Source organism: Tenacibaculum adriaticum (genome assembly GCF_008124875.1).
Lineage (GTDB): Bacteria > Bacteroidota > Bacteroidia > Flavobacteriales > Flavobacteriaceae > Polaribacter > Polaribacter adriaticus.
The window spans coordinates 457,535-480,508 of the sequence record NZ_VNIA01000001.1 but is presented as its reverse complement, the minus strand read 5'-3'; the positions used below and the strand labels follow the sequence as shown (position 1 = coordinate 480,508).

The window sequence follows — 22,974 nt, the reverse complement described above, 5'->3', positions numbered from 1 at the left end:
AGGTTTTTCATTTATTCAAGATACATTAATCTAAGCGTTAGTATTAATATTTAATTTATATCTTTATTCTAAAATGCATAAAGATGTACAAATACATCCTTTACACCTCAAAAAAGGGGTATAACGATGTATTTTACACGTATATAACCACGTTGCCAACCATTTACCAATCACACTCTGAAAAATGAAAGATACTTTAGAATATAAAATACTTAAACATTTAAAAGATAATGATAATGGAGAATATATAGACGTTTCTGAATTGTCAGACGATAAGAAATTATTACGAATAAAACTAAACGGAATTTCTAAAGAAAAACTAATTTCATATAGTGGCGGAATAGATATGCGCTTTGGAGATGGAGACAATATCAAAGTTGACCATATAAAAGCAAAGATTGAATTTAAAGGTATTGAATATCTAAATAAACTTGAAACTGAAAATAAAAACATAACAAATAATTTTAATAATTCGACAATTAGTCAATTAAACCAAGAATCTAACTTTTCAAATAGTCTGACTAATATTAATCCGACTGCTACGCAAGAAAAAAAATCTCTTATTGTAAAATTTTGGAAATTAATTACTGAAAATAAATTAATATCTGGAATTATACTTGTGGTAATAACAGAGGAAATTACTATTGGGAAAATATGGAAACTCACAACTCATTTATTTTAAAATTAGTAATCTGAATAAAAAACGGGTGGCAACACCGTATATAATTTATTGCTAGTTCTTGCCTACTTACGAAAATCCTCGCGGATTTTCTATTCAGTTTTTATTTGCTAAATTACGTGCTAAAACACGCAACAAACCATATACAACAACGTTGCATTAATTTTGAGTTGTCCTGAATAAAGGCTACATAATTTTAAACATTATGTACAAAAATGACAAAGTAATTAGACGTTACAACGAACCTTTTAAATTAAAGATTTTAGACCAACTTACAATCGGAAAACACACTAAGAGTGAACTTTGTAAACTCTATTCTATTGCTCCAACAACAGTTAACGAATGGATTAAAAAGTACAATCGGAAAGACTTAATGAACACCAGAATTAAGGTGGAAACTAAAGACGAAATATCTAGATATCTAGAATCAAAGCGCTTCAAAAAGAGATTGAACAGCTTAAAAAACTATTACTTAAAAAGGATCTAGATGCCATGGTGTTGGATGCTTACCTGGAAGTAGCTGCTGAAGATTTAGGTTACAAATCTATTACTGAACTAAAAAAAAAGTTAAGTATAAGTCTTAATTAAAGCTAAAGGGTTTGCTTCTTTAACCACTATAACCCATTGTTTTCGACTTAATCGTGATGCGTATTATAAGCATAAAGTAAGAGCTGATAAGCGATTAAAACTTGAACAACAAATTATTGAGATCGTCAAGAAAAGACGTAAATCCCTTCCCTGAGAAGGCGTACGTAAACTTGAAAAATCATTAGGTGCTGAGTTTACTAATGCTAATCTTAAAGTTGGTAGAGATACGCTATTTAATGCCCTTAGAAAACACAATATGCTTACTCTTAGAAAGAAAACTAGCGCCAGAACAACTAATTCCTATCATCGGTTTTATAAGTACAATAACATTATTAAAGATATAGAAATTAATAGACCTAATCATGTTTGGGCATCTGATATTACATACATTAGAATCGTAAATGGCTTTTGTTATCTAGCTTTAATAACCGACATGCATTCTAGGAAAATTGTTGGGTACGATCTTAGGATAGCCTAGAACTAAAAGGCTGTGTAAGAGAACTTAATAAGGCCATTTATCAAGCTAAAAACATTAAACAGCTTATTCATCATTCTGACAGAGGAATACAATATTGTAGTAATGTATATACCCAAATTCTTAAAAGAAAAAAAATAGATATTAGTATGACCCAAGAAAATCATTGTTACGAAAATGCAATGGCTGAGCGTGTAAATGGAATTTTAAAAGATGAATTTTATCTCGACCAAACCTTTACAAACGTGGCTCACGCAAAAAGAGCTGCAAAAAATGCAATTAATTTATACAACGAAATAAGATTACACTTATCTTTAGACTATAAAACACCAAATATGGTATATAAATTATCAGCGTAAATTTAATTTTAACCTGTAACCATATTTCTTCAAGACTAGACATGCTCTCTTTAATTGTTTATTAAATACTAAAAGGAGGTCCAACAAGAACGCTCCTTTTAAATTACCCATAAAAAATGTACGATTCACTTCAAAAGAATCTATTTTAAGCAGGATTCCCAGATCCTTTACTAGTCCAAGCTTCAGCCTTATTGTAGATAACAGTATACGAAGGCATAACATTGAATTGGTAATCATATTTAGTGTCTCCGGCTATGCCGTTAATACATTTTGCAAACCATCTATAAGAAAGTTTAACACTTTGTCCATTTTTAATAGAACCAAAATCTAATGTCAGTGTTTCTACAGATTTATATTCTGAATTAGCTAGAAGCACTTCCCAATTAATACTATTGTCATCAGCACTTAAAAGTACTTCAACGTTCTCTAAATGAGCTCCATTTGGATCTATGTTCGTAATTGTTATTTCATTAACATTATATCCAAAAGAATCGGTTGAACCTCCGCAATATGACCAATATTTTTGTTCTAATTTGATCACTGAATCATTAAATGAATCTGTTTTAGAGCCTGCTACTCCTGCTCCAAAAAGTGGTGTAATACTCATAATAGTTAAAATTTAATTTTCCTACTCTATTTAAAATTGGTTTTTCGGATATCACCATTGTAATTAAAAATTATTAATAGCTATTCAATCGAATAATATATTTTGATTACAATTCAAAGTTGAAGAAATAAAAAATTGTTTTTTGAAAAATTGTAATGAAGTAATCATTTTGTATCCATAAGAACTATAATTATTAGTATAATACAAACAACTCATAATAATAACCGTTGCAAAAGTCAATAATTTGTAAAATATCAAATATTATAACCCTCTTTTAAGTCGGTTTATTTTTAGATAACTTAGTAGTGCTTTTTCTAGCTTATGAAGTTCCTTTTTTATAAAAAATAAAGCCCGTTTTCCAACTTTAGAAAATAAAAATTGATATTGAAAAAAATAGCTAAAACTTTCCCTCAACTAAAAATCAACTAACTAACGTAATTTCCGTAATTTTACGTATTAGTCATGAACGATTTTACCAACATAGAACACAAACTACAGCAATTTAGCCGTAAATATTACACCAACGAACTGATAAAAGGAAGTATTTTATTTGTTACGTTGGGGTTATTGTACCTATTATTCACCTTGTTTATAGAGTATTTTTTATGGTTAAAACCCACGGCAAGAACTATTTTGTTTTGGGGTTTTATATTAATTGAAGGTTTTTTATTGGTGCGGTTTATTGGGTTTCCATTATTTAAATTATTCGGATTGCAAAAAGGAATTTCGTTCGAAGAAGCTTCAAAAATTATTGGAAATCACTTCCCGGAGGTTAAAGATAAATTACTGAATGTATTGCAACTCAAACAATCCAATAATCAATCGGATTTGTTATTGGCAAGTATCGAGCAAAAATCGAACGAACTACAACCTGTCCCTTTTACCAAAGCAGTTGATTTTAACAACAATACTAAATACTTAAAATTCGCTTTAATTCCTATTATAATTTGGTTAATAACCTTATTTACAGGCGCTAACACTAAATTAAATCAAAGTTTAGAACGTGTTGTAAATCACCGTATTGCTTACGCACCACCAGCTCCTTTTACACTTTCATTAACCAACAATAATTTACAGGTTATACAAGGAAAACCCTTAACAATTTATGTAGAAGCGAAAGGAGAAGTAATTCCGCAAGAAGCGAAAATTTTTTACGATAATCAGCAATATTATCTAGAAAATAACGGAGTAGGATTGTTTTCCTATACATTTTCAGAAGTAAACCAACCCATTGATTTTTATGCAGAAGCAAACGGAATTCAGTCTGTAGATTATCATATAAATATTATTAAAACTCCCACCATACAAAACGTTTCGATGCGGTTGTTGTATCCGAGATATTTAGGAAAACAAAACGAAACGATTCCGAATACAAGTAATATTACCCTTCCGCAAGGAACCACCATAGAGTGGAATGTAAAAACATCTCAAAGTAATACGGTTACTTTTATTAACGAAGAAACTCGTACCGATTTTAAACAAAACGAAACGGATCTTTTTGTGTTTTCGAAACGAATTTTAAAGAACATTAATTACCAAATTACAACTTCAAACGAAAAGTTACAAGATTACGAGCAATTACAATTTTCAGTTAATGTGGTAAAAGATGAATATCCAATTATTTCTGTGCAATCGAATATTGATAGTGTTTCACGTGGACCTGCCATGTTTGCGGGTCAGATATCTGATGATTACGGATTTAAAAAATTACAGTTGGTGTATTACAATGCTCAAAATCCGCAGTCGCAACAAACCAAAGAGATTACTATAGGAAAAGAGAATATTCAAACGTTTTTTTATCAATTTCCTGATGGTTTAAATTTACAAGAAGGTATTAATTATGAAATGTTCTTTCAAGTTTTTGACAATGATGCCATTAACGGAAATAAAAAAACAACGAGTAAAAAGTTCTCATACCGACAAAAAACAACACAAGAAATAGAACAAGAGTTATTACAAGAGCAACGAGATCATATTAACAACTTAGAAAACTCGTTAGAAAAGCAACAAAAAAGCAAACAAGATCTAGAGAAAATTCAGTTCGATTTACAGAACAAAAAGAACATGAATTGGAACGATCAAAAGAAAGTTCAGAATTTAATTAAGCGACAGCAACAATATAAACAAATGATGCAACGTCAAACCGATAAGTTGCAAGAAAATTTTTCAGAAAAAAAAGAAGAAACTGAGGATTTACAACAGAAAAAAGAAGATTTAAAAAAACGAATAGAGGAGCTTAAAAAATTAGAAAAACAACAAAAGTTGTTAGACGAGCTCATGAAAATGGCAGAAAAACTCAATAAAGAAGAGTTGATAAAGAAAACCAAAGAGCTAGCGCAACAAAACAAACAACAAGAGCGTAGTTTAGAGCGTGTATTAGAAATGACCAAAAGGTTTTATGTGGAACAAAAAACCACACAACTAGCAAACGAATTAAAAGAATTGGCCAAAAAACAAGAAAATTTGGCTAATAAAGATGCGGATAAAGAAGAGCAAGAAGCGGTTAAAAAAGAGTTTCAAAAAGTTCAGGAGCAAATGAAGGAATTGCAAAAAGACAATGAAAAGCTTAAAGACCCAATGGATATTCCAAAGATGGAAGAATTACAAAAAGAAACTGAACAGGAATTAAATAAAGCTGAAGAAAATTTAAAACAAAATAAGCCAAAAGACGCAAATAAAAATCAGCAAAAAGCTGCTGATAAAATGAAACAAATGAGTGCTAAGATGGAGAAATCTATGGAAATGATGAGTGATGAAATGCAAGAAGAAAATGAAGAAGATTTACGTCAAATACTAGAAAATCTAATTACTTTTTCATTTGATCAAGAAGCATTAATGAACGAATTTACAGATTCATCTTCTTCGCATCCAGATTTTGGTAAAAACTTAAAAAAACAATTTCAACTTAAAACTTATTTTGAACATATAGATGATAGTTTGTTTGTTTTATCGATGCGTGTGCCTAGAATTTCTTCTGAAATACAAGAACATTTAGGAAATGCACACTATAATTTAGACCAATCTTTAGAAAATTTTGCGGAAAGCAGGTTTAATAATGGTGTTTCTAACCAACGCTATATTATGACTTCTGCGAACGAATTAGCTAATATGTTAAGTAATACCTTAGACGCAATGAAAAACGCCAAACCTGGTAGCGGAAAAGGAAAGGGAAAAGGAGAATCTTTTAGTTTACCAGACATCATTCAAAAACAAAGTGAATTGATGCAAAAAATGAAAGAAGGAATGCAGAAGAAAGGAAATGAAGGAAAACCTAAAGATGGAGAAGGGAAAGAGGGAAAAGGTAGTAAGGAAGGTAAGGGTGAAAAACAAGGAAATGGTGGAGAAAATGAAGAAATGAATGGTGAACTATATCAGATTTATAAAGAACAATCTGAACTACGTCAGCAACTTGAAGACGCAATAAAAGAAGGTGGTTCTGGAAATGGTAAAGCAAAGAAAGCATTGAAAGAAATGGAGGAATTGGAGAATGAAATTCTGGAGAAAGGTTTTACACAAGGCGCTTTAAACAAAATGCAAAAACTTAACTACGAATTGTTAAAATTAGACAAGGCTACTTTTGAGCAAGGTCGTGATAAACAACGCAAAGCAAACTCCAATTTAATTGAATACAATAAAAATAATGCTAAACAATTAGAATTTAAGAAGTTGTTTTACAATCAAACAGAAATATTAAACCGACAATCCTTACCTTTGCGCCAAAATTATAAAAAGAAAGTTCAGGAATATTTTAGTATTCCTGATCAGGATAAAAATTAAGAATGATAGCTTTTAATTACGAAACAGAATTCCAGTTAGATAACGAAGAAAAAACAACTAATTGGATAGAAGAGTGTGTCGAAAAAGAAGGATTTGAATTAGGCGAAATCAACTATATTTTTTGTGATGATGATTACCTACATAAAATCAATGTTGAATTTTTACAACACGATACTTTAACCGATATTATCAGTTTTGATTATACTTTAGGAAAATTAATAGGCGGAGATATATTTATTTCTGTGGATAGAGTAGCAGAAAATGCAAAAGAATTTGAGGTTTCTTTCAAAAATGAGTTACACAGAGTTATCATCCATGGTGTGTTGCATTACATGGGTTATAAAGACAAATCTGAGGAAGAAAAACAACTAATGAGAGATAGAGAAAATCAATGTTTACATAAACTAAATAATTGATTACCAGTTAATTAAAAAAATTAAAGTTTCGAATGAAACTGTAAAAATATGAGTTTATTTACAACAACATACGACGTCATTGTTATTGGAGGTGGTCATGCAGGAAGTGAGGCCGCAGCAGGAAGTGCAAATATGGGTGCAAAAACATTGTTAATTACAATGAATTTGCAAAACATTGCACAAATGAGTTGTAATCCTGCCATGGGAGGAATTGCAAAAGGACAAATAGTTCGCGAAATTGATGCTTTAGGAGGTTATAGCGGAATTGTAACTGATAAAACAGCCATTCAATTTAAAATGTTAAATAAGTCGAAAGGACCTGCAATGTGGAGTCCGAGGGCACAATCTGATAGAATGCAGTTTGCAGAAACATGGAGAACTATGTTAGAGCAAACGGAAAATCTAGACTTTTTTCAAGACAGTGTTAACGGATTAATCTTTGACGGAGATACCATAATTGGTGTAAAAACAGCTTTAGGACTAGAAATAAAAGCTAAAACTGTTATTGTTACTGCTGGTACTTTTTTAAATGGATTAATACATATTGGTGAAAAAACTTTTGGTGGTGGTAGAGCTGGTGAAGGAGCTTCAACTGGTATTACAGAAGATTTAGTTGAAAAAGGGTTTGAATCGGGTAGAATGAAGACAGGAACTCCTCCAAGAGTAGATGGAAGATCTTTGGATTATTCTAAAATGACAGAGCAACCTGGTGATGATAATCCCGAAAAATTCTCCTATTTACCAACAACCAAACCACTACAAAAACAACGTTCTTGTTACTTAACCTATACGAGCCAAGAAGTACACGATTTATTAAAAGAAGGTTTTGATCGTTCACCAATGTTTAACGGTAGAATTAAATCTACAGGACCTCGCTATTGTCCTTCTATAGAAGATAAAATAAATCGTTTTGCAGAAAAGGATAGACATCAAATTTTCGTTGAACCAGAAGGATGGAATACGGTAGAAATTTATGTAAATGGTTTCTCTACTTCCTTACCAGAAGATATTCAAGATAAAGCGATACGATCTATTGCAGGTTTTGAAAACGTAAAATTCTTTAGATATGGATACGCTATCGAATACGATTATTTTCCACCTACACAGTTAACGCATTCTTTAGAAACGAAATTAATTAAAAACTTATTCTTTGCTGGTCAAATTAACGGAACAACTGGCTATGAAGAAGCAGCTGCACAAGGTTTAATGGCAGGTATAAATGCAGCTTTAAAAGTACAAAACAGATCACCTTTTATTTTAAAAAGGAGTGAAGCTTACATCGGTGTTTTAATTGATGATTTAATTACAAAAGGTACAGAAGAACCCTATCGTATGTTTACTTCTCGTGCAGAATATAGAACGTTATTACGTCAAGATAATGCAGATTTAAGATTAACACCTTTATCTTTTGAAATAGGTTTAGCATCTAAAGAAAGAATGGATCGTGTTATTGAAAAGAAAGAAAAAACGGAAAACTTAATTGATTTTATAAAAAATTTAAGTGTTAAAAAAGAAGAAGTAAATCCGATTTTAGAAGCTAAAAATTTAGCTACGGTGAACCAATCGTTAAAATTATTTAAGATTGCTGCACGTCCTCAATTAGACTTTAATGATTTTAGAGTTATTGATAAATTAGAAAATTATATTCAAGAGAATAACATCGATAATGAAATTATTGAACAGGTAGAAATTTACTTAAAATATTCTGGATATATAGAGAAGGAGAAAAGTAATGCTGATAAATTGAATCGTTTAGAAAACGTACCAATACCTTATAATTTTGATTATTCGAAAGTGAAATCATTATCATTTGAAGCACGAGAGAAACTATCTAAAATAAAACCTGTAACCATATCCCAAGCAGGTAGAATAAGCGGAGTATCACCAAGTGATGTATCCGTGCTCTTGGTTTACATGGGTAGATAAAAACAACAAATAAAAAAGCGTTCCAAATGGAACGCTTTTTTATTTTTATACATTTATTACTAATTTCAACTTATTGTTTCACGAGGAACATTATCTATAAAATGATTTTTAGAGTAGCGAAACATACTGAAAAACTACAACTAATAATTAATTTCTACACGTTTATATTAGGTTTATAAATACAAGGACATTATCAAAATCATAACAATTAAGACCGTGCCTTTTGGCTAAAGGTGGTTTGAATTAACATCAAGAATTCACTTCAATAAATGGATAAATTAATTCAAATTTTAATGATGATATATTAGTATTCTATCTAGAACAAAGAGGAGAGTATAATTTAATTTTAAAAACATCAATAGAAGTGGAATTAAAATCAACATACCTAAAAATCTATATTGGAAAGAAATGGATACCTAATTCAAGATCCTAATGGTTACAATATGATTATATCTAACTTCAAAATAATTAAATAAAATAGTTAATGTTTCACGAGGAACATTCTTTATAAAATAATATATAGAATAGCAAGACATACTGAAAAACTACATCCAATAATTAATTTCTACATGTTTATATTAGTTTTTTAAATACAAGGACATTATCAAAATCATAATAATTAAGACTGTGCCTTTTGGCTAAAGATGGTTTGAATTAACATCAAGAATTTACTTCAATAAATGGATAAATTAATTCAAATTTTAATGATGACATATTAGTATTCTATCTAGAACAAAGAGGTGAGTATAACTTAATTTTAAAAACATCAATAGGAGTGGAATTAAAATCAACATACCTAAAAATCTATATTGGAAAGAAATGGATGCCTAATTCAAGATCCTAATGGTTACAATATGATTATATCTAACTTCAAAATAATTAAATAAAATAGTTAATGTTTCACGAGGAACATCTAATTAAATTATAATAAACAATTACATCATTATTAATTTTACTTCTAATAGATTAGTTATAGAATGCTATTTAAAATTAATGATTCCTTTCTTTTTTACTTCAAACAAAAATAAATTACTCTACCCTAATTTAAAATTATAAAGTTGAACAGCTAATCAAAATCTAATCTTAAAAAGTAATAAGTAGGTAATAAAAAAAGATAAACAATTATCTCTTTTAGGCTATACATAATTATAATTATTACTCATATTTTATAAAAAATAATAGAATTGTTTCACGAGGAACATTATATTGAAACGATATTTAAACTACAAAAATAATAGAAAAATAAAATCTATATTTTTATTAAACACCGTTATTAAATTATAAAACACAATACAATTAAAAATAATGGCGATGATCTATATTATGATAAAAGTAGTTGGCAATAAGAATTCACCACAAACAACTAAAAACACCCTTTTAAAAATTATCATACACTGGCTTATCTTGAGAAGATAGATAACTAAATTAAAATCCTAATGGTAATAATGTCATTATATCAAAACTAAAAAATTAAATATTATGAGTGATGTTTCACGAGGAACATTATTAAAAAAATAATGAAATTCCAAGATAGGTTGAAATCAATAAAGTTTAACTCCTTTTATCTCATAAGTTCTTTTATGAGACACAAAATAAAACTTAACATTCATAAGGTCGTAAACATCAATAAAAAAATAATATAAACTAACTAAAGAGTTAATTTAAATCAGGTTTTAATAATTGAATTCAATTTTAAAATAAATAACAAAACCATCATTATTAGAATAAACGATTCTTATAAGTCCTACAATAACATTATAATTAATTAAAGAAAAAGCAATTGTTTCACGAGGAACATTATTAATAAACGTAATTATTTTATAGACTATAAATAAAACTAGAATTAATCACGATCAATACTAATATCAAATTTTATTTTAGAAACAAAAATTAATCACAATTAAATAAGGATGAAATAGTAGAATTAAATCATCTTAAAATAGAAATCTAATTTCACGACGATAATTGAAAAACATGAGTAAAAGAAAAATTATTTATACGTTAAAATATTAAAACATTTCTTTTAGATTAATATAAGGTAAATAAAATTATGATATTAATTTATAAAAGATCCTCCATAAATAAATTCAGATATTTCTAAATTAAAAATAAGAAACAAATAGAAATGGGATAGGTAGTGTTATAATTATAGAAATAAAAAATAAGTTTAAAATAATTTAATAAAATTCGGCATAATGATCACAACACATTAATATAAATAAAGAAATGTTTCACGGGGAACATTATATAGAAATGTTCATTAAAAAATTAAAATAATCAATTATAAATTAAAAACCTTTATTTAATTTTGAATCCGTTTGGTATTCATTGTATCAAGGTAAAAAAACAAAATCATAGCATTGTTCCACGGGGAACATAATAACAAATAGACCATTGAATATAACAGAAAAAATAAATAATAATTTAGAACCGTTTTTAAATTCTATAGATTATACAGTTTCAAAAGAGGAATATCAACTTTTATTTAACAAGGAATTTGATATGTTAGTTACACAACCTGTACCCAAAAATTTAGGTGATTATTATAAAAGTGAAGACTATATTTCTCATACTGATAGTAGTAAATCTATAATAGATAAAGTGTATAAATTAGTGCGTAATTATACATTAAAGACAAAACTAAACTTACTAAATTCATTTAACTCTAAAGAAAAAACGCTCTTAGATATTGGTTCTGGCACGGGTGATTTTTTAGCAATATGTAAACAAAATAATTGGAAAGTATCGGGAATAGAACCTAATAAAAAAGCAAGAGAAATATCTATAACTAAAAAATTAGTTGTAAAGGAAAATCTTAGTGAGATTAACGAAAAATTTGATGTTATTACAATGTGGCATGTATTAGAACATGTACCAGATTTAATAGAATATATTCAACAATTAAAAGGTTTATTAAAACCCGATGGTGTGTTGGTAATTGCTGTTCCAAATTTTAAAAGTTATGATGCAAAGCATTACAAACAATTTTGGGCCGCATTTGATGTACCCAGACATCTGTGGCATTTCTCTAAAACTTCAATCAGAAAGTTATTTTCAACTGTAGAAATGAAAATTGAAAAAGTATTACCAATGAAGTTTGATTCGTATTATGTTTCTTTATTATCAGAAAAATACAAAACAGGAAAGATGAGACCTATTCATGCATTTATTAATGGTTTTATGTCGAATAGAAAAGCAAAAGCATCAAAAGAACATTCTTCATTAATATATATCATAAAAAATAGATAAAATCAATTTTAATATATGTTTAATTCATTTATAATATATAAATAGTAAATCATATTAAGTAAAAATAAAAAGCTCTTAAAAACGATGTTTTAAGAGCTTTTTAAATATAAAAAATTGATTAATAATAAAATTAATATAAATTAATATTATTATAGGTTAAAACCAAGAGATGCAGCAAAAACACTATTTTTTGGATTATTATCAGATCCTTCTTCTGAAGAATTAAAAACTCCGTTTAAACCAAAACCATAACGTGCATTTAAAAATACTCCTTCAGATAATTTGAAACCTAAACCTAAATCCATAGAATAATCAACAGTATTGAATAAATCTTCATTATCTGAAAAATTTAACGTTCCAACTTTTATGTCATCATTAACCAAAAAACCAATTTGAGGTCCTGCTTCTAAAAAGAAGCCTTCAGTCAAATATATTTTAAGTAAAACTGGTATATTAATATAATCTAGTTGAACCTTTCCATCAATACCATCAGATTCATTATTTATACCTTGTGATGAATATAATAATTCTGGTTGAATACTTAAATTATCATTGATTTTGAATTCATTGTAAAAACCAACATGAAATGATGTTCTAATACTTTCTGATTCTACTTCTTCTTCAAAAGATTTGTCAAAATTTGTTAAATTAGAAAAATTAATCCCTCCTTTAATACCAAAGTTTTGTGCGCTCATAATTGCAGTGAAAAACACAAATAATAAAAATAGTTTCTTGTTCATAATAAAATATTTTAATGTTAATAATGAACAAAATTATATACTAAAAGAAAGTAGGATTGACTTGAAACAAACAAATCTTAGCTCAAATGATTTAGTGAGCATTTAATAAATACACACCGAAAATTGTAATGATAAAGTAAACTGCTAATGTCATTGCACCTGCATAATCTTTTGCAAGTCGTTGACCAATTAATAAAAATATTAAGCACAAAGCTGACAATTCTACACCAATCAAAGCTAAATTAGTTGTACCAACAGTTACTAATTGAAAAACACCAACGAACATTAAAGCGCCTGCCATAATTTCAATAACTAAGATTATTGCTAATAAGAGAGGAACACTATTTTTGAATGGTGTGTTTTTGAGATGAGCTTTTATAAAAGACAAATTCCCTTCCCAATCAGACACTTTATCAATTCCAGATTGTAAAAAGGTGACAATTAAAAAAAATAAGATTAAAATTTCAGTAGCGTGTTTCTGTAATAATTCCATAAAGTTGATTTTAAGCAAATATAATTTTAATAAATGAATTGTAACATTAAATAAAAACTACGTCATATAAGTAAATCAATTATATAGTATCTTTAACAAATTATCAACTTAAAAAATAAACTATGGCATTAATTCCTATTCTCATCGGATTATCAATCTTTATATTATTAGCTTCAGTATTTATAGTTAAACAACAAACTGCAGCAATTATAGAGCGTTTTGGTAAGTTTCATAGCATTCGTCAATCAGGATTACAATTTAAAATTCCTGTTTTTGATAGAATTGCAGGTAAATTGAGTTTAAAAATTCAACAATTAGATGTAATTATTGAAACAAAAACATTGGATGATGTATTTGTAAAACTAAAAGTATCGGTACAATACAAAGTAATTAGAGATAAAGTGTATGATGCATTTTATATGTTAGATTATCCTCACGATCAAATAACTTCTTATGTTTTTGATGTTGTTCGTGCTGAAGTACCAAAAATGAAGTTAGATGATGTATTTGTAAAAAAAGATGATATTGCCATTGCAGTAAAATCGGAATTAAACGATGCAATGATAGAATATGGATATGATATCATAAAAACTTTAGTAACTGATATAGATCCTGATGGACAAGTAAAAGAAGCTATGAACAGAATTAATGCTTCTGAACGTGAAAAAATAGCTGCACAATTTGAAGGAGATGCACAACGTATTTTAATCGTAGAACGAGCAAAAGCAGAAGCAGAAAGTAAACGTTTACAAGGACAGGGAATTGCTGATCAACGTAGAGAAATTGCTCGTGGTTTAGAAGAATCTGTAGAAGTATTAAATAAAGTAGGTATTAATAGTCAAGAAGCTTCTGCTCTAATTGTAGTAACACAACACTACGATACATTACAATCTATAGGACAAGAAACAAATAGTAATTTAATTTTATTACCTAATTCTCCTCAAGCAGGTAGTCAAATGTTAAATGATATGGTTGCAAGTTTTACAGCTAGTAATCAGATTGGAGAAGCTATGAAAAATATGAAAAAGAAAGATGAATAAGCGAAAATTATAAATGAAGAGTAAGATTTCATTTCATAAAAAAACCGAAACATAAAGTTTCGGTTATTTTTTATTATTTAAAAGAAATTATTTTTCTTCTTTATTTTCTTCCTCTTCTGTTTTGGTAGCGTCTTTAAATTCTTTAATACCAGTACCTAATCCTTTCATTAATTCTGGTATTTTCTTACCTCCAAACATTAATAAAACCAATGCAACTACAATTGCAATTTGCCATGGTCCAATCATTCCTAAAAAAATAGTTAATGCTGTCATTTTTTAAATTTTAATAGTACAAAAATACGAAAACTTTAATTACGTTGTTCTATAGTACCTCCAATAATTTTTTTATCTTTTAAAACCTCTGGAGTTCCTTTATAAAAAATTGTACCACCAAAAGTAACCCTAGCATCTAATGTTTCACCAACACTAACTTCTGCTTTTGCTCCTGATCCTGCCTTAACTGTAGATACATGAGATGTTTTTAATTTATAACCATGATAAGCTCCACCTAAATCTACAGATACATCTTGATTTTGTGTTGTACCAGATAATTTAATAACTCCTCCTGAGGTTGATTTAACATATAAATGTTTAGTTGCTACAACAAGGTTAATAAAAGCACCTTCTTGTGCTTTAACTTCTAAACTAGTTTGATCAATATTTTTTCCTGTTAAAGTTGCTCCTTCATTAGCATCTATAACATCTATGTTTTTATTAAAATATAAAGTAGCTTTCACTTTTCCTTCTGCAACTGTTTCTGGGAATCTTAAATATACTTTTAAAGTTTTATCTTCTTCTTTAATAACAACTTTATCTGTCTTTTCTCCTGTTATTTCAATGCGTTGATCCTCTGATTTTATTAATTCTAAATCAATACCATTGTAAACTTTTAAAGTTGAAAAATCTTGCAAAACTTTGTTTATGGTTGTTTGTGCAGAGCATAAAGCTACAGTAAATAACATGCTTAAAAACAATAATTTATTCATAATTTTTGAAATTTATTTTGAAAAGGTAATTCAATAATTATACCAACTCATTTTTTTATTAAAAAGTATATTGTTTAGTGACTAATCAAATCAAAATCAAGATGTTTTCTTTCTAAATCAGTTTTTTTAACTTTAACAACTACTTCATCACCTAACTGAATAATATTTTGACTTGCTTGCCCAACAATTGCATATTGCTTTTCATCAAAAATATAATAATCATCTTTAATATCCCTAATACGAACCATTCCTTCACATTTATTACTAATGATTTCAACATAAATTCCCCATTCAGTAACTCCTGAAACCACTCCAGGAAATTCTTCATTTTGATGATCTTGCATGTATTTAACCTGCATGTATTTTATAGAATCTCTTTCTGCTTTTGCAGCTAGTTCTTCCATTTTAGAAGAATGTTTACATTTTTCTTCATAAACATCTGCTTTAGGAGAATTACCGCCATCTAAATAATGTTGTAATAAACGATGTGTCATTACATCTGGATAACGACGAATTGGTGAAGTAAAATGACTATAATAGTCAAATGCTAAACCATAATGTCCAATATTTTGTGTCGTATACTCTGCTTTACTCATAGATCTAATGGTTAAAGTTTCAACCATGTTAGCTTCTCCTTTACCATGAACATCAGAAAGTAATTTATTTAACGACTGTGATGTTGTTTCTTTATTTTCAGTGTTAATTTTATAACCAAATTTACCAATAATATTCTGTAAAGATGCTAATTTTTCTAGATTTGGCTCGTCATGCACACGATACACAAAAGTTTTATTAGTAGGTTTTGCACCTTTCCCTTTTCCTACGAATTCAGCCACTTTTCTATTAGCAAGTAACATAAACTCTTCAATTAGTTTATTTGCGTCTTTAGACTCTTTAAAATAAACTCCTGTAGGATTAAAATCTTGATCTAAATTAAATTTTACTTCTACCCTATCAAAAGATATAGCTCCAGCTTTCATTCTTTTTGAACGGAATTTTTTTGCTAACTCATCTAATTTTAAAGTTGCTTCTACAATTTCAGGTACTACATTATATTCTCTATCTATAATAGAAGTATCTATTGGCATTGTGTATGATTCAATAGTATCTGATAGTTTACAGTTTTCAATGATAGATTGTGCTTCTTCATACGCGAAACGTTGATCAGAATACGTTACTGTTCTACCAAACCATTGATTGATAACGTTCGCTTTTTCATCTATTTCAAAAACTGCAGAGAAAGTTAATTTTTCTTCGTTAGGGCGTAAAGAACAAACACCATTAGATAACATTTCTGGTAACATAGGTACTACTCTATCAACTAAATAAACTGATGTTGCTCTATTATATGCCTCATCATCTAAAATAGATTTTGGTTGTAAATAGTGAGAAACATCAGCAATATGAATTCCAATTTCATAATTACCATTTTCTAATTTTGTAAATGATAAAGCATCGTCAAAATCTTTAGCATCTTTTGGATCTATGGTAAATGTTAAATCATTTCTCATATCTCTACGCTTGGCAATTTCTTCTTTGGTTATTTCTATAGAAAGCTTTTCAGCATCTTTTTCTACTTCTCTTGGAAACTCATAAGGTAAACCATACTCCAATAAAATAGAATGAATTTCTGTATCGTGTTCTCCAGGTTTACCAAGTACTTGTGTAATAGTACCAAAAGGATTTTTAGAATTATCAGGCCAATCTGTAATTTTAGCTAATACCTTGTCCCCGTCTTGTGCACCTCCCAATTTTCCTTTAGATATAAAAATATCAGCATACATTTTATAACTATCAGGTACTACAAAACCAAAGTTTTTATTCATTTGTAACGTACCTACAAAATCTGTTTTAGCACGTTCTAAAATTTCTACAACATCAGCTTCTAATTTTGAGCTTTTACGTTTTTTATATACATAAACACGCACTAGGTCATCTTGCAAACCATGGTTTATATTTACTGAAGGAACAAAAATATCATCTTCGAAATCATCACAAATAAAATAGCCATTACCGTTTGAGGTTAAATCTAACTTACCAACATGGTATTTACGATCTTCATTAATTTGGAATTTTCCTCTATCTATTTCTTTTATTTTTTGATTTTTTTTAAGTTCAGCTAATTTTTGAATAATTTGATTTTTCCCTTCTGTATCTACAACACCTATTTTAGCAGCAATTTGTTTATAGTTGAAAGATTTTTCGCTGTCTTCATTTAAAATTCTGAATATATTACGCGTTAAATCTTTTATTACATTTCCTTTTTTCTTGTATATTTTTTTCTTTCTTGACATATATATTTTGTCTCATTATAATTTCATCCAAAGTACGAAGAAATTATCGTAATAAACTTTCTTAAAAAAAACTTAATAAAATTGTAACATTTCTTAAAATTTAAAGTCTTTATTTAAAGGAAGTCGTTAAAAGTGAAAAACTTACGTAAAATAATTGCTCTATTTTTTGGAATATTTATTGCTGGTATAATTATTACTGCAATAAGTATTAACACTACGCTTAATAAAAAAGATCCTACACAAACTTTAAAAGAAAAAAAAAAGACACGCTTTACTTAATTAAAGCAGAAAAGAAATCAAATTCATCTTTTTAAAATTTCAGTTGTTAACAATATATATTATTATTAAAAAAGATATTTTAAAATTTAAAAAAAGGTGATTGTTATTATAGCTTGTTAATTTCTACAATACTTTTTTACTTTTAAATTTTGATTTATCACTTATTAAATAAAATAAACAAGTTATTCAATTATTAAAATCTTTAAAATCAATTATAAAGTTAGGTTATTAACAAAAGTTATAAACAGCAATTAACTAGTTTTTATGAATAGTTAAAATGATTTATAATGTAAATAAAGGGTTAATTTTATGTTGATAAATGTTCATTAAAAACTTAAAAAAAAAGTTGCATAATTAAATTTAGTAATTGTATTGTAAATTTTTATGAAAGAATCAAATATATTTTTAAAAACATACAACTAGTTCTTAACATTTAAATAATATTTATAAAACCTTTATTTTTAAAGGGTTATTAAGTACGGTAAAAAAAGCATTGTTAATTACTGTTGATAACCGTTAATAACTGTATTTTTGTTTATAATAACACTATTAAAATCAATTAATTATGACAATTGCAATCGGAAACGATCATGCAGGTACCGAATACAAGTTCGAAATTATAAAACTACTCGAAAAGTTGGGACATAAAGTTATCAATTTTGGTACCAATGATACTTACAGTATGGATTATCCAGATGCTATTCATCCAACTGCAGAAGCGGTAGAAACAGGTATGGCAGAAATGGGAATTATTTTATGCGGAAGCGGTAATGGTGCTCAAATGACTGCTAATAAACACCAAGGAATTCGTGCTGCTTTATGTTGGAATAATGAATTAGTAGCATTATCTCGTCAACACAATAATGCAAATATTTTAACAATTCCTGCACGTTTTGTTTCTCTTTATCAAGCATTAGATTTTGTAAAGATTTTTCTTTCTACAGAGTTTGAAGGGGGTCGTCATAAAAATAGAGTAGATAAAATTTCTTGTGAATCTTAATGGATTTTTTAGTTAAAACTTTTGAGGAATTAACAACATTAGAATTGTATGATCTTTTACAATTACGTTCGGATGTTTTTGTAGTAGAACAAGATTGTGTTTTTCTTGATTTAGATGGTAAAGACCAACAAGCTATACATGTTTTAGGAAAAAAAAATGACAAAATAGTAGCCTATACTCGTTTGTTTCAATCAGGAGATTATTATAAAGAATCCAGTATTGGTAGAGTGGTTGTAAAACAAGAAGAACGTAAATATGGTTACGGTCATGATTTAATGGATTTTTCAATACAAACTATAAAAAAACTATATAATACCTCGCTCATAAAAATTGGTGCTCAAAAGTATTTAAAGAAGTTTTACGAAAGTCATGGTTTTATACAAATTGGCGATGAATATTTAGAAGACGGAATTATTCATATTTATATGATAAAAAAATAAAAAGGGTGAAGAAATTTTCTTCACCCTTTTTATTTTTAAAGTATATTCTTAAACTAAGAAACTTCTTCCTCTTCTTTTCTACCAAAAAGTTTATTTTTAAAAGCAGCAAAACCACCAGCAACAGCGATAGCAATTACTTTCCAAAATTTTAGAATTACGACAAAGAAGCCAGCTTTTGCTAATAATTTACCAGCAATTAAACCACCGATACCATAAGCGGCAACTTGATCAATATCAGGATTAAAATCAGAATATTTATTACCTTCTGTAAAAGCAACACTATTTAATATTTGATTTACATCTTTTTTAAAATTTGGTAAAATATCAATAGTTCCAATAGCATTTAAATTTAAATATCCTTTTCTTCCTAAGACTCTGATATTATAATTTAAAGTGTTTTCTGCTTCTCCTTCAAAACTTATTTCTTTAGCCCAGTGTAACTTTTTATTATTTTCATCATAAAAAGGAGCAGAAGCCCAACCAACTAAATCCATTGTTGGATAACCTAATTTTTTTCTTTCCGGGTTTGAAGCATCAGTATCTTCTTGCATTTGCTCTAATAATTCATCATAATCTAATTCCTTAGCATCCTCATCATTAATATAACCATCTTTAGAGTAAGTTACTTCTACTGCATACGTAAAGTTATCTCCTAAAGGATTAACATCTTTTGGAAATAACATTCCTAAAACTTCTGAAGGAGGATTTCCCCATAAGTCTGTTAATACATAACTACTTTGTTTAGCATCTAAAAATTTATATCCATCAGGAATTGTAATTTCAGCAATTCCATCTTGTAAAGTAATTTTGCCTTCTTGATAAGTAAATGCATTATTAATACTATCAATTTTTCTGATATATTCTTCTTCAGAAATCTGATCATTTTCTGAGTCTTGAGCAAAAGAAAAGTTAGAAATTAATAAAAATAATAGAAAGGGGAATGCTTTTTTCATAGTTAGTTATATTTATATAATAAAGAGACAATAATACAAAAAGATATTATAATTTACTTTTGATATATAAAAGGGCTTATTTTTTATTACCGAGAAAAACTATATGAATTAATTTTAGAGAGCTAATAATTTATTTAAGTACGAGAAGAATATAAAAAGAAATAATTATTTCTTTTTATTCATTTTATAAATTAAATATGCAAATCCTGCTATAAAATGTAGAATGATAATACTTGCAATTATGTAAATAAATGTATTTGATTTCATAGTAAACAAAATTAGTAAGCAAAATATTTATGTACTGTAATAAAAGTTACATTAAAGTAAAGAATCTACTTCTTTAACTTCTCCATTATTTAAACCTTCTAATAAAATTGATCCCACCCTCACTCTAACAAGCCGTAATGTAGGAAAGCCAACAGCAGCTGTCATTTTACGAACTTGTCTAAATTTTCCTTCTTTAATAATGATAGAAACCCAACTTGTTGGACCATGTCTTTCATCACGTATTTTTTGAGATTTTAAAGGAAATTTAGGGTCTTTAATTAATGTTGCTTTTCCAGGATTTGTGAGGTATTTTTTTCCTTCAAATCCAATTTCTACACCTTCTTTAAGTTTATTAACTGCTTCTTGAGTTATGATTCCATCTACTTGAACATAATACTCTTTTTCCACTTTTTTACTTCTGATAAAATGACTTACTTTTCCATCCGTAGTTAATAATAATAATCCTTCTGAAGCAACATCTAAACGCCCAATTGCCATGGTATTTTCAGGAAAATTATATAACTCACCTAATAATTTCTTCTTTCTTTTACCAGGATTTACAAACTGAGAAATAAAACCATAAGGTTTATGAATAATGAAATGTTGGTGTTTAAACATTAAAAAGGCTTAATAAACAGCAATATTACAATAAAAAAGGAGTCTAAAAAAAGCATATAGAATTACCTCACTTTTTTATACCTTAGCAACTCTTATTTTTATGAACATTTTTAGCAATTTTTATGGCAGCAGATAAAGAAAAAGAAGCGAAACTTAAAGCGCTTCAACTTACATTAGATAAATTAGATAAGTCTTACGGTAAAGGTACCGTAATGAAAATGGGTGATAAAGTTATTGAAGAAGTTGATGCTATTTCATCAGGTTCTTTAGGATTAGATTTAGCCTTAGGTGTTGGTGGATATCCACGAGGAAGAATAATTGAAATTTACGGACCTGAATCTTCTGGTAAAACAACCTTAACATTACATGCAATTGCGGAGGCACAAAAAGCAGGAGGAATTGCTGCTTTTATTGATGCGGAACACGCATTTGATCGTTTTTATGCAGAAAATTTAGGAGTTGATATTGATAATTTAATCATTTCCCAACCAGATCATGGAGAGCAAGCATTAGAAATTGCTGATAACTTAATCCGTTCTGGAGCTATAGATATTGTGGTTATTGACTCGGTTGCAGCATTAACTCCAAAATCAGAAATTGAAGGGGAAATGGGTGATTCTAAAATGGGATTACATGCACGTTTAATGTCGCAAGCGCTTCGTAAATTAACAGGTACAATTAGTAAAACAAACTGTACAGTTATTTTCATTAACCAATTACGTGAAAAAATTGGAGTAATGTTCGGAAATCCAGAAACAACAACAGGTGGTAACGCATTAAAATTTTATGCGTCTGTACGTTTAGATATTCGCCGTAGAACACAAATTAAAGAAGGTGATAAAGTTATTGGAAATAGCACCAAAGTTAAAGTAGTAAAAAATAAAGTTGCCCCACCTTTTCAACAGGCAGAATTTGATATTATGTATGGAGAGGGAATCTCTAAAGTTGGTGAAATTTTAGATATTGGTGTAGAATTAGGAATCGTTAAAAAGAGCGGTTCTTGGTTTAGTTATGGAGACACTAAATTAGGACAAGGACGTGATGCTGTAAAAGGATTAATAAAGGATAATCCTGAGTTAGCAGAGGAACTTGAAACAAAGATTAAAGAAGTAATTGACAATCAAGAATAATATAACACAAAATATTTTAGTGTTTAAATTTTAAACTGTTGTAAGTATTTACAACAGTTTTTTTATTTTTAATAAATGATTTCAATTTCAGAAAACTTATCACTACAATCAATTACTATTAACAATCATAAAGAATTGTATGAGTTGATGTGTAGAATTTATCCGCCAGCATATTTTGATTATTGGCAGGATGGAGGGAAATGGTACGTTGATGAATTGTATAATTATCAAAATGTAAAAGAAGAAATTAAAGAAAAAAATTCAGACTATTTCTTCATCCTTTTTAATAATAAAAACATCGGAATTTTACGATTAGTTTGGAATTTAAATACTGATTATGAAGAGGATATGAAATTTGTGAAATTACACCGAATATATTTAGATCAACAGATTCAAAACCAAGGAATAGGGAAAAAATTGATGGATTGGTTAATTGATTTTACAACTAAAAAAGGGTATAAAAAATTGTGGTTAGAAGTGATGGAAAAACAATCACAAGCACTTCATTTCTATAAAAAATATAACTTTAAAGAAGTTGATAAAGTTTTTATTGAATTTCCGTTGGTTTTTGATGATTACCGAGGAATGTATAAAATGGTAAAAGAACTAAATTAAAAATCCGAAGTTAACAACTTCGGATTTTTAATATTTATTAGGT

20 protein-coding genes are annotated in these 22,974 nt (G+C 28.1%); 12 read left to right on the top strand and 8 right to left on the bottom strand.

The features are described 5' to 3' along the window. The first annotated feature begins 184 nt into the window (after window positions 1–184). From C7447_RS02250 to C7447_RS02235, 3 genes are all read left to right on the top strand, one after another. The gene (locus tag C7447_RS02250) at window positions 185–682 is read left to right on the top strand and encodes a hypothetical protein (protein WP_148868555.1); all 498 of its coding nucleotides are present in this window, start codon (window positions 185–187) and stop codon (window positions 680–682) included. Window positions 683–1,523: 841 nt separating this feature from the next. Further along, window positions 1,524–1,745, top strand: a complete 222-nt coding sequence (locus tag C7447_RS15085; RefSeq protein ID WP_148868554.1) for a DDE-type integrase/transposase/recombinase — start codon at window positions 1,524–1,526, stop codon at window positions 1,743–1,745. Window positions 1,746–1,780: 35 nt separating this feature from the next. Then, complete coding sequence (locus C7447_RS02235) at window positions 1,781–2,101, top strand: integrase core domain-containing protein (protein WP_148868553.1); 321 nt, start codon at window positions 1,781–1,783, stop codon at window positions 2,099–2,101. Window positions 2,102–2,246: 145 nt separating this feature from the next. Here the strand turns inward: C7447_RS02235 and C7447_RS02230 are convergent, their stop codons facing one another. Further along, complete coding sequence (locus C7447_RS02230) at window positions 2,247–2,708, bottom strand: hypothetical protein (RefSeq protein ID WP_148868552.1); 462 nt, start codon at window positions 2,706–2,708, stop codon at window positions 2,247–2,249. 462 nt (window positions 2,709–3,170) lie between these two features. On the opposite strand from C7447_RS02230, the gene C7447_RS02225 reads away from it, so the two are divergent. The 4 genes from C7447_RS02225 (at window position 3,171) to C7447_RS02210 (ending at window position 12,076) form a co-directional block, all read left to right on the top strand. Then, the gene (locus C7447_RS02225; protein WP_148868551.1) at window positions 3,171–6,485 is read left to right on the top strand and encodes a DUF4175 family protein; all 3,315 of its coding nucleotides are present in this window, start codon (window positions 3,171–3,173) and stop codon (window positions 6,483–6,485) included. A 2-nt stretch (window positions 6,486–6,487) separates the two neighbouring features. After that, window positions 6,488–6,901 carry an rRNA maturation RNase YbeY gene (gene ybeY / locus C7447_RS02220; protein WP_148868550.1) on the top strand — a complete coding sequence of 138 codons (414 nt, stop codon included), beginning with the start codon at window positions 6,488–6,490 and terminating at the stop codon, window positions 6,899–6,901. Window positions 6,902–6,949: 48 nt separating this feature from the next. Further along, window positions 6,950–8,827, top strand: coding sequence for a tRNA uridine-5-carboxymethylaminomethyl(34) synthesis enzyme MnmG (gene mnmG, locus C7447_RS02215; RefSeq protein ID WP_148868549.1), 1,878 nt, complete (start codon window positions 6,950–6,952; stop codon window positions 8,825–8,827). A gap of 2,400 nt (window positions 8,828–11,227) precedes the next feature. Continuing rightward, window positions 11,228–12,076: a class I SAM-dependent methyltransferase gene (locus tag C7447_RS02210; RefSeq protein WP_148869481.1), complete on the top strand. Its 849-nt coding sequence runs from the start codon at window positions 11,228–11,230 to the stop codon at window positions 12,074–12,076. A gap of 149 nt (window positions 12,077–12,225) precedes the next feature. Here the strand turns inward: C7447_RS02210 and C7447_RS02205 are convergent, their stop codons facing one another. After that, window positions 12,226–12,816: a porin family protein gene (locus C7447_RS02205; protein ID WP_148868548.1), complete on the bottom strand. Its 591-nt coding sequence runs from the start codon at window positions 12,814–12,816 to the stop codon at window positions 12,226–12,228. A gap of 91 nt (window positions 12,817–12,907) precedes the next feature. Continuing rightward, a complete protein-coding gene (locus C7447_RS02200; RefSeq protein ID WP_148868547.1) occupies window positions 12,908–13,309 on the bottom strand; it encodes a DoxX family protein in 402 nt (133 codons plus the stop codon). Between the two features lie 122 nt (window positions 13,310–13,431). Between C7447_RS02200 and C7447_RS02195 the strand changes: the two genes are divergently transcribed. Next, complete coding sequence (locus C7447_RS02195) at window positions 13,432–14,349, top strand: SPFH domain-containing protein (RefSeq protein ID WP_148868546.1); 918 nt, start codon at window positions 13,432–13,434, stop codon at window positions 14,347–14,349. Between the two features lie 87 nt (window positions 14,350–14,436). On the opposite strand, the gene C7447_RS02190 is transcribed toward C7447_RS02195, so the two are convergent. The 3 genes from C7447_RS02190 to rnr all read right to left on the bottom strand — a co-directional run bounded on the left by C7447_RS02190 (window position 14,437) and on the right by rnr (window position 17,629). After that, complete coding sequence (locus tag C7447_RS02190) at window positions 14,437–14,622, bottom strand: Sec-independent protein translocase subunit TatA/TatB (protein ID WP_148868545.1); 186 nt, start codon at window positions 14,620–14,622, stop codon at window positions 14,437–14,439. Between the two features lie 35 nt (window positions 14,623–14,657). Further along, the gene (locus tag C7447_RS02185; protein WP_148868544.1) at window positions 14,658–15,335 is read right to left on the bottom strand and encodes a head GIN domain-containing protein; all 678 of its coding nucleotides are present in this window, start codon (window positions 15,333–15,335) and stop codon (window positions 14,658–14,660) included. A 74-nt stretch (window positions 15,336–15,409) separates the two neighbouring features. After that, complete coding sequence (gene rnr, locus C7447_RS02180) at window positions 15,410–17,629, bottom strand: ribonuclease R (RefSeq protein ID WP_148868543.1); 2,220 nt, start codon at window positions 17,627–17,629, stop codon at window positions 15,410–15,412. 844 nt (window positions 17,630–18,473) lie between these two features. Here rnr and rpiB point away from each other — a divergent pair. Together rpiB and C7447_RS02170 are read left to right on the top strand one after the other, a co-directional pair. Further along, on the top strand, window positions 18,474–18,908 hold the full coding sequence (gene rpiB, locus C7447_RS02175; RefSeq protein WP_148868542.1) for a ribose 5-phosphate isomerase B: 435 nt from the start codon (window positions 18,474–18,476) through the stop codon (window positions 18,906–18,908). Beyond that, window positions 18,908–19,348 carry a GNAT family N-acetyltransferase gene (locus C7447_RS02170; protein WP_148868541.1) on the top strand — a complete coding sequence of 147 codons (441 nt, stop codon included), beginning with the start codon at window positions 18,908–18,910 and terminating at the stop codon, window positions 19,346–19,348. The genes rpiB and C7447_RS02170 overlap by 1 nt, the downstream gene beginning before the upstream one ends. 53 nt (window positions 19,349–19,401) lie before the next feature. On the opposite strand, the gene C7447_RS02165 is transcribed toward C7447_RS02170, so the two are convergent. Both C7447_RS02165 and C7447_RS02160 read right to left on the bottom strand, forming a co-directional pair. Next, the gene (locus C7447_RS02165; RefSeq protein ID WP_148868540.1) at window positions 19,402–20,301 is read right to left on the bottom strand and encodes a DUF2167 domain-containing protein; all 900 of its coding nucleotides are present in this window, start codon (window positions 20,299–20,301) and stop codon (window positions 19,402–19,404) included. Between the two features lie 318 nt (window positions 20,302–20,619). Next, window positions 20,620–21,186 carry a pseudouridine synthase gene (locus C7447_RS02160; protein ID WP_148868539.1) on the bottom strand — a complete coding sequence of 189 codons (567 nt, stop codon included), beginning with the start codon at window positions 21,184–21,186 and terminating at the stop codon, window positions 20,620–20,622. 122 nt (window positions 21,187–21,308) lie between these two features. On the opposite strand from C7447_RS02160, the gene recA reads away from it, so the two are divergent. Together recA and C7447_RS02150 are read left to right on the top strand one after the other, a co-directional pair. Continuing rightward, entirely contained in the window at window positions 21,309–22,316 is a 1,008-nt protein-coding gene (recA, locus tag C7447_RS02155; RefSeq protein WP_148868538.1) for a recombinase RecA, read from the top strand. Window positions 22,317–22,391: 75 nt separating this feature from the next. Beyond that, window positions 22,392–22,931 carry a GNAT family N-acetyltransferase gene (locus C7447_RS02150; RefSeq protein WP_148868537.1) on the top strand — a complete coding sequence of 180 codons (540 nt, stop codon included), beginning with the start codon at window positions 22,392–22,394 and terminating at the stop codon, window positions 22,929–22,931. Window positions 22,932–22,974 lie beyond the last annotated feature (43 nt).

Bases quoted from the DNA above. Each gene is read 5' to 3' on its own strand.
- C7447_RS02225 (WP_148868551.1), top strand. From the start codon at position 3,171: ATGAACGATTTTACCAACATAGAACACAAACTACAGCAATTTAGCCGT.
- C7447_RS02170 (WP_148868541.1), top strand. From the start codon at position 18,908: ATGGATTTTTTAGTTAAAACTTTTGAGGAATTAACAACATTAGAATTG.
- C7447_RS02160 (WP_148868539.1), bottom strand. From the start codon at position 21,186: ATGTTTAAACACCAACATTTCATTATTCATAAACCTTATGGTTTTATT.
- rpiB (WP_148868542.1), top strand. From the start codon at position 18,474: ATGACAATTGCAATCGGAAACGATCATGCAGGTACCGAATACAAGTTC.
- C7447_RS02150 (WP_148868537.1), top strand. From the start codon at position 22,392: ATGATTTCAATTTCAGAAAACTTATCACTACAATCAATTACTATTAAC.
- C7447_RS02250 (WP_148868555.1), top strand. From the start codon at position 185: ATGAAAGATACTTTAGAATATAAAATACTTAAACATTTAAAAGATAAT.
- mnmG (WP_148868549.1), top strand. From the start codon at position 6,950: ATGAGTTTATTTACAACAACATACGACGTCATTGTTATTGGAGGTGGT.
- recA (WP_148868538.1), top strand. From the start codon at position 21,309: ATGGCAGCAGATAAAGAAAAAGAAGCGAAACTTAAAGCGCTTCAACTT.
- C7447_RS15085 (WP_148868554.1), top strand. From the start codon at position 1,524: ATGCTTACTCTTAGAAAGAAAACTAGCGCCAGAACAACTAATTCCTAT.
- C7447_RS02205 (WP_148868548.1), bottom strand. From the start codon at position 12,816: ATGAACAAGAAACTATTTTTATTATTTGTGTTTTTCACTGCAATTATG.
- C7447_RS02230 (WP_148868552.1), bottom strand. From the start codon at position 2,708: ATGAGTATTACACCACTTTTTGGAGCAGGAGTAGCAGGCTCTAAAACA.
- rnr (WP_148868543.1), bottom strand. From the start codon at position 17,629: ATGTCAAGAAAGAAAAAAATATACAAGAAAAAAGGAAATGTAATAAAA.
- C7447_RS02185 (WP_148868544.1), bottom strand. From the start codon at position 15,335: ATGAATAAATTATTGTTTTTAAGCATGTTATTTACTGTAGCTTTATGC.
- C7447_RS02200 (WP_148868547.1), bottom strand. From the start codon at position 13,309: ATGGAATTATTACAGAAACACGCTACTGAAATTTTAATCTTATTTTTT.
- ybeY (WP_148868550.1), top strand. From the start codon at position 6,488: ATGATAGCTTTTAATTACGAAACAGAATTCCAGTTAGATAACGAAGAA.
- C7447_RS02195 (WP_148868546.1), top strand. From the start codon at position 13,432: ATGGCATTAATTCCTATTCTCATCGGATTATCAATCTTTATATTATTA.
- C7447_RS02190 (WP_148868545.1), bottom strand. From the start codon at position 14,622: ATGACAGCATTAACTATTTTTTTAGGAATGATTGGACCATGGCAAATT.
- C7447_RS02165 (WP_148868540.1), bottom strand. From the start codon at position 20,301: ATGAAAAAAGCATTCCCCTTTCTATTATTTTTATTAATTTCTAACTTT.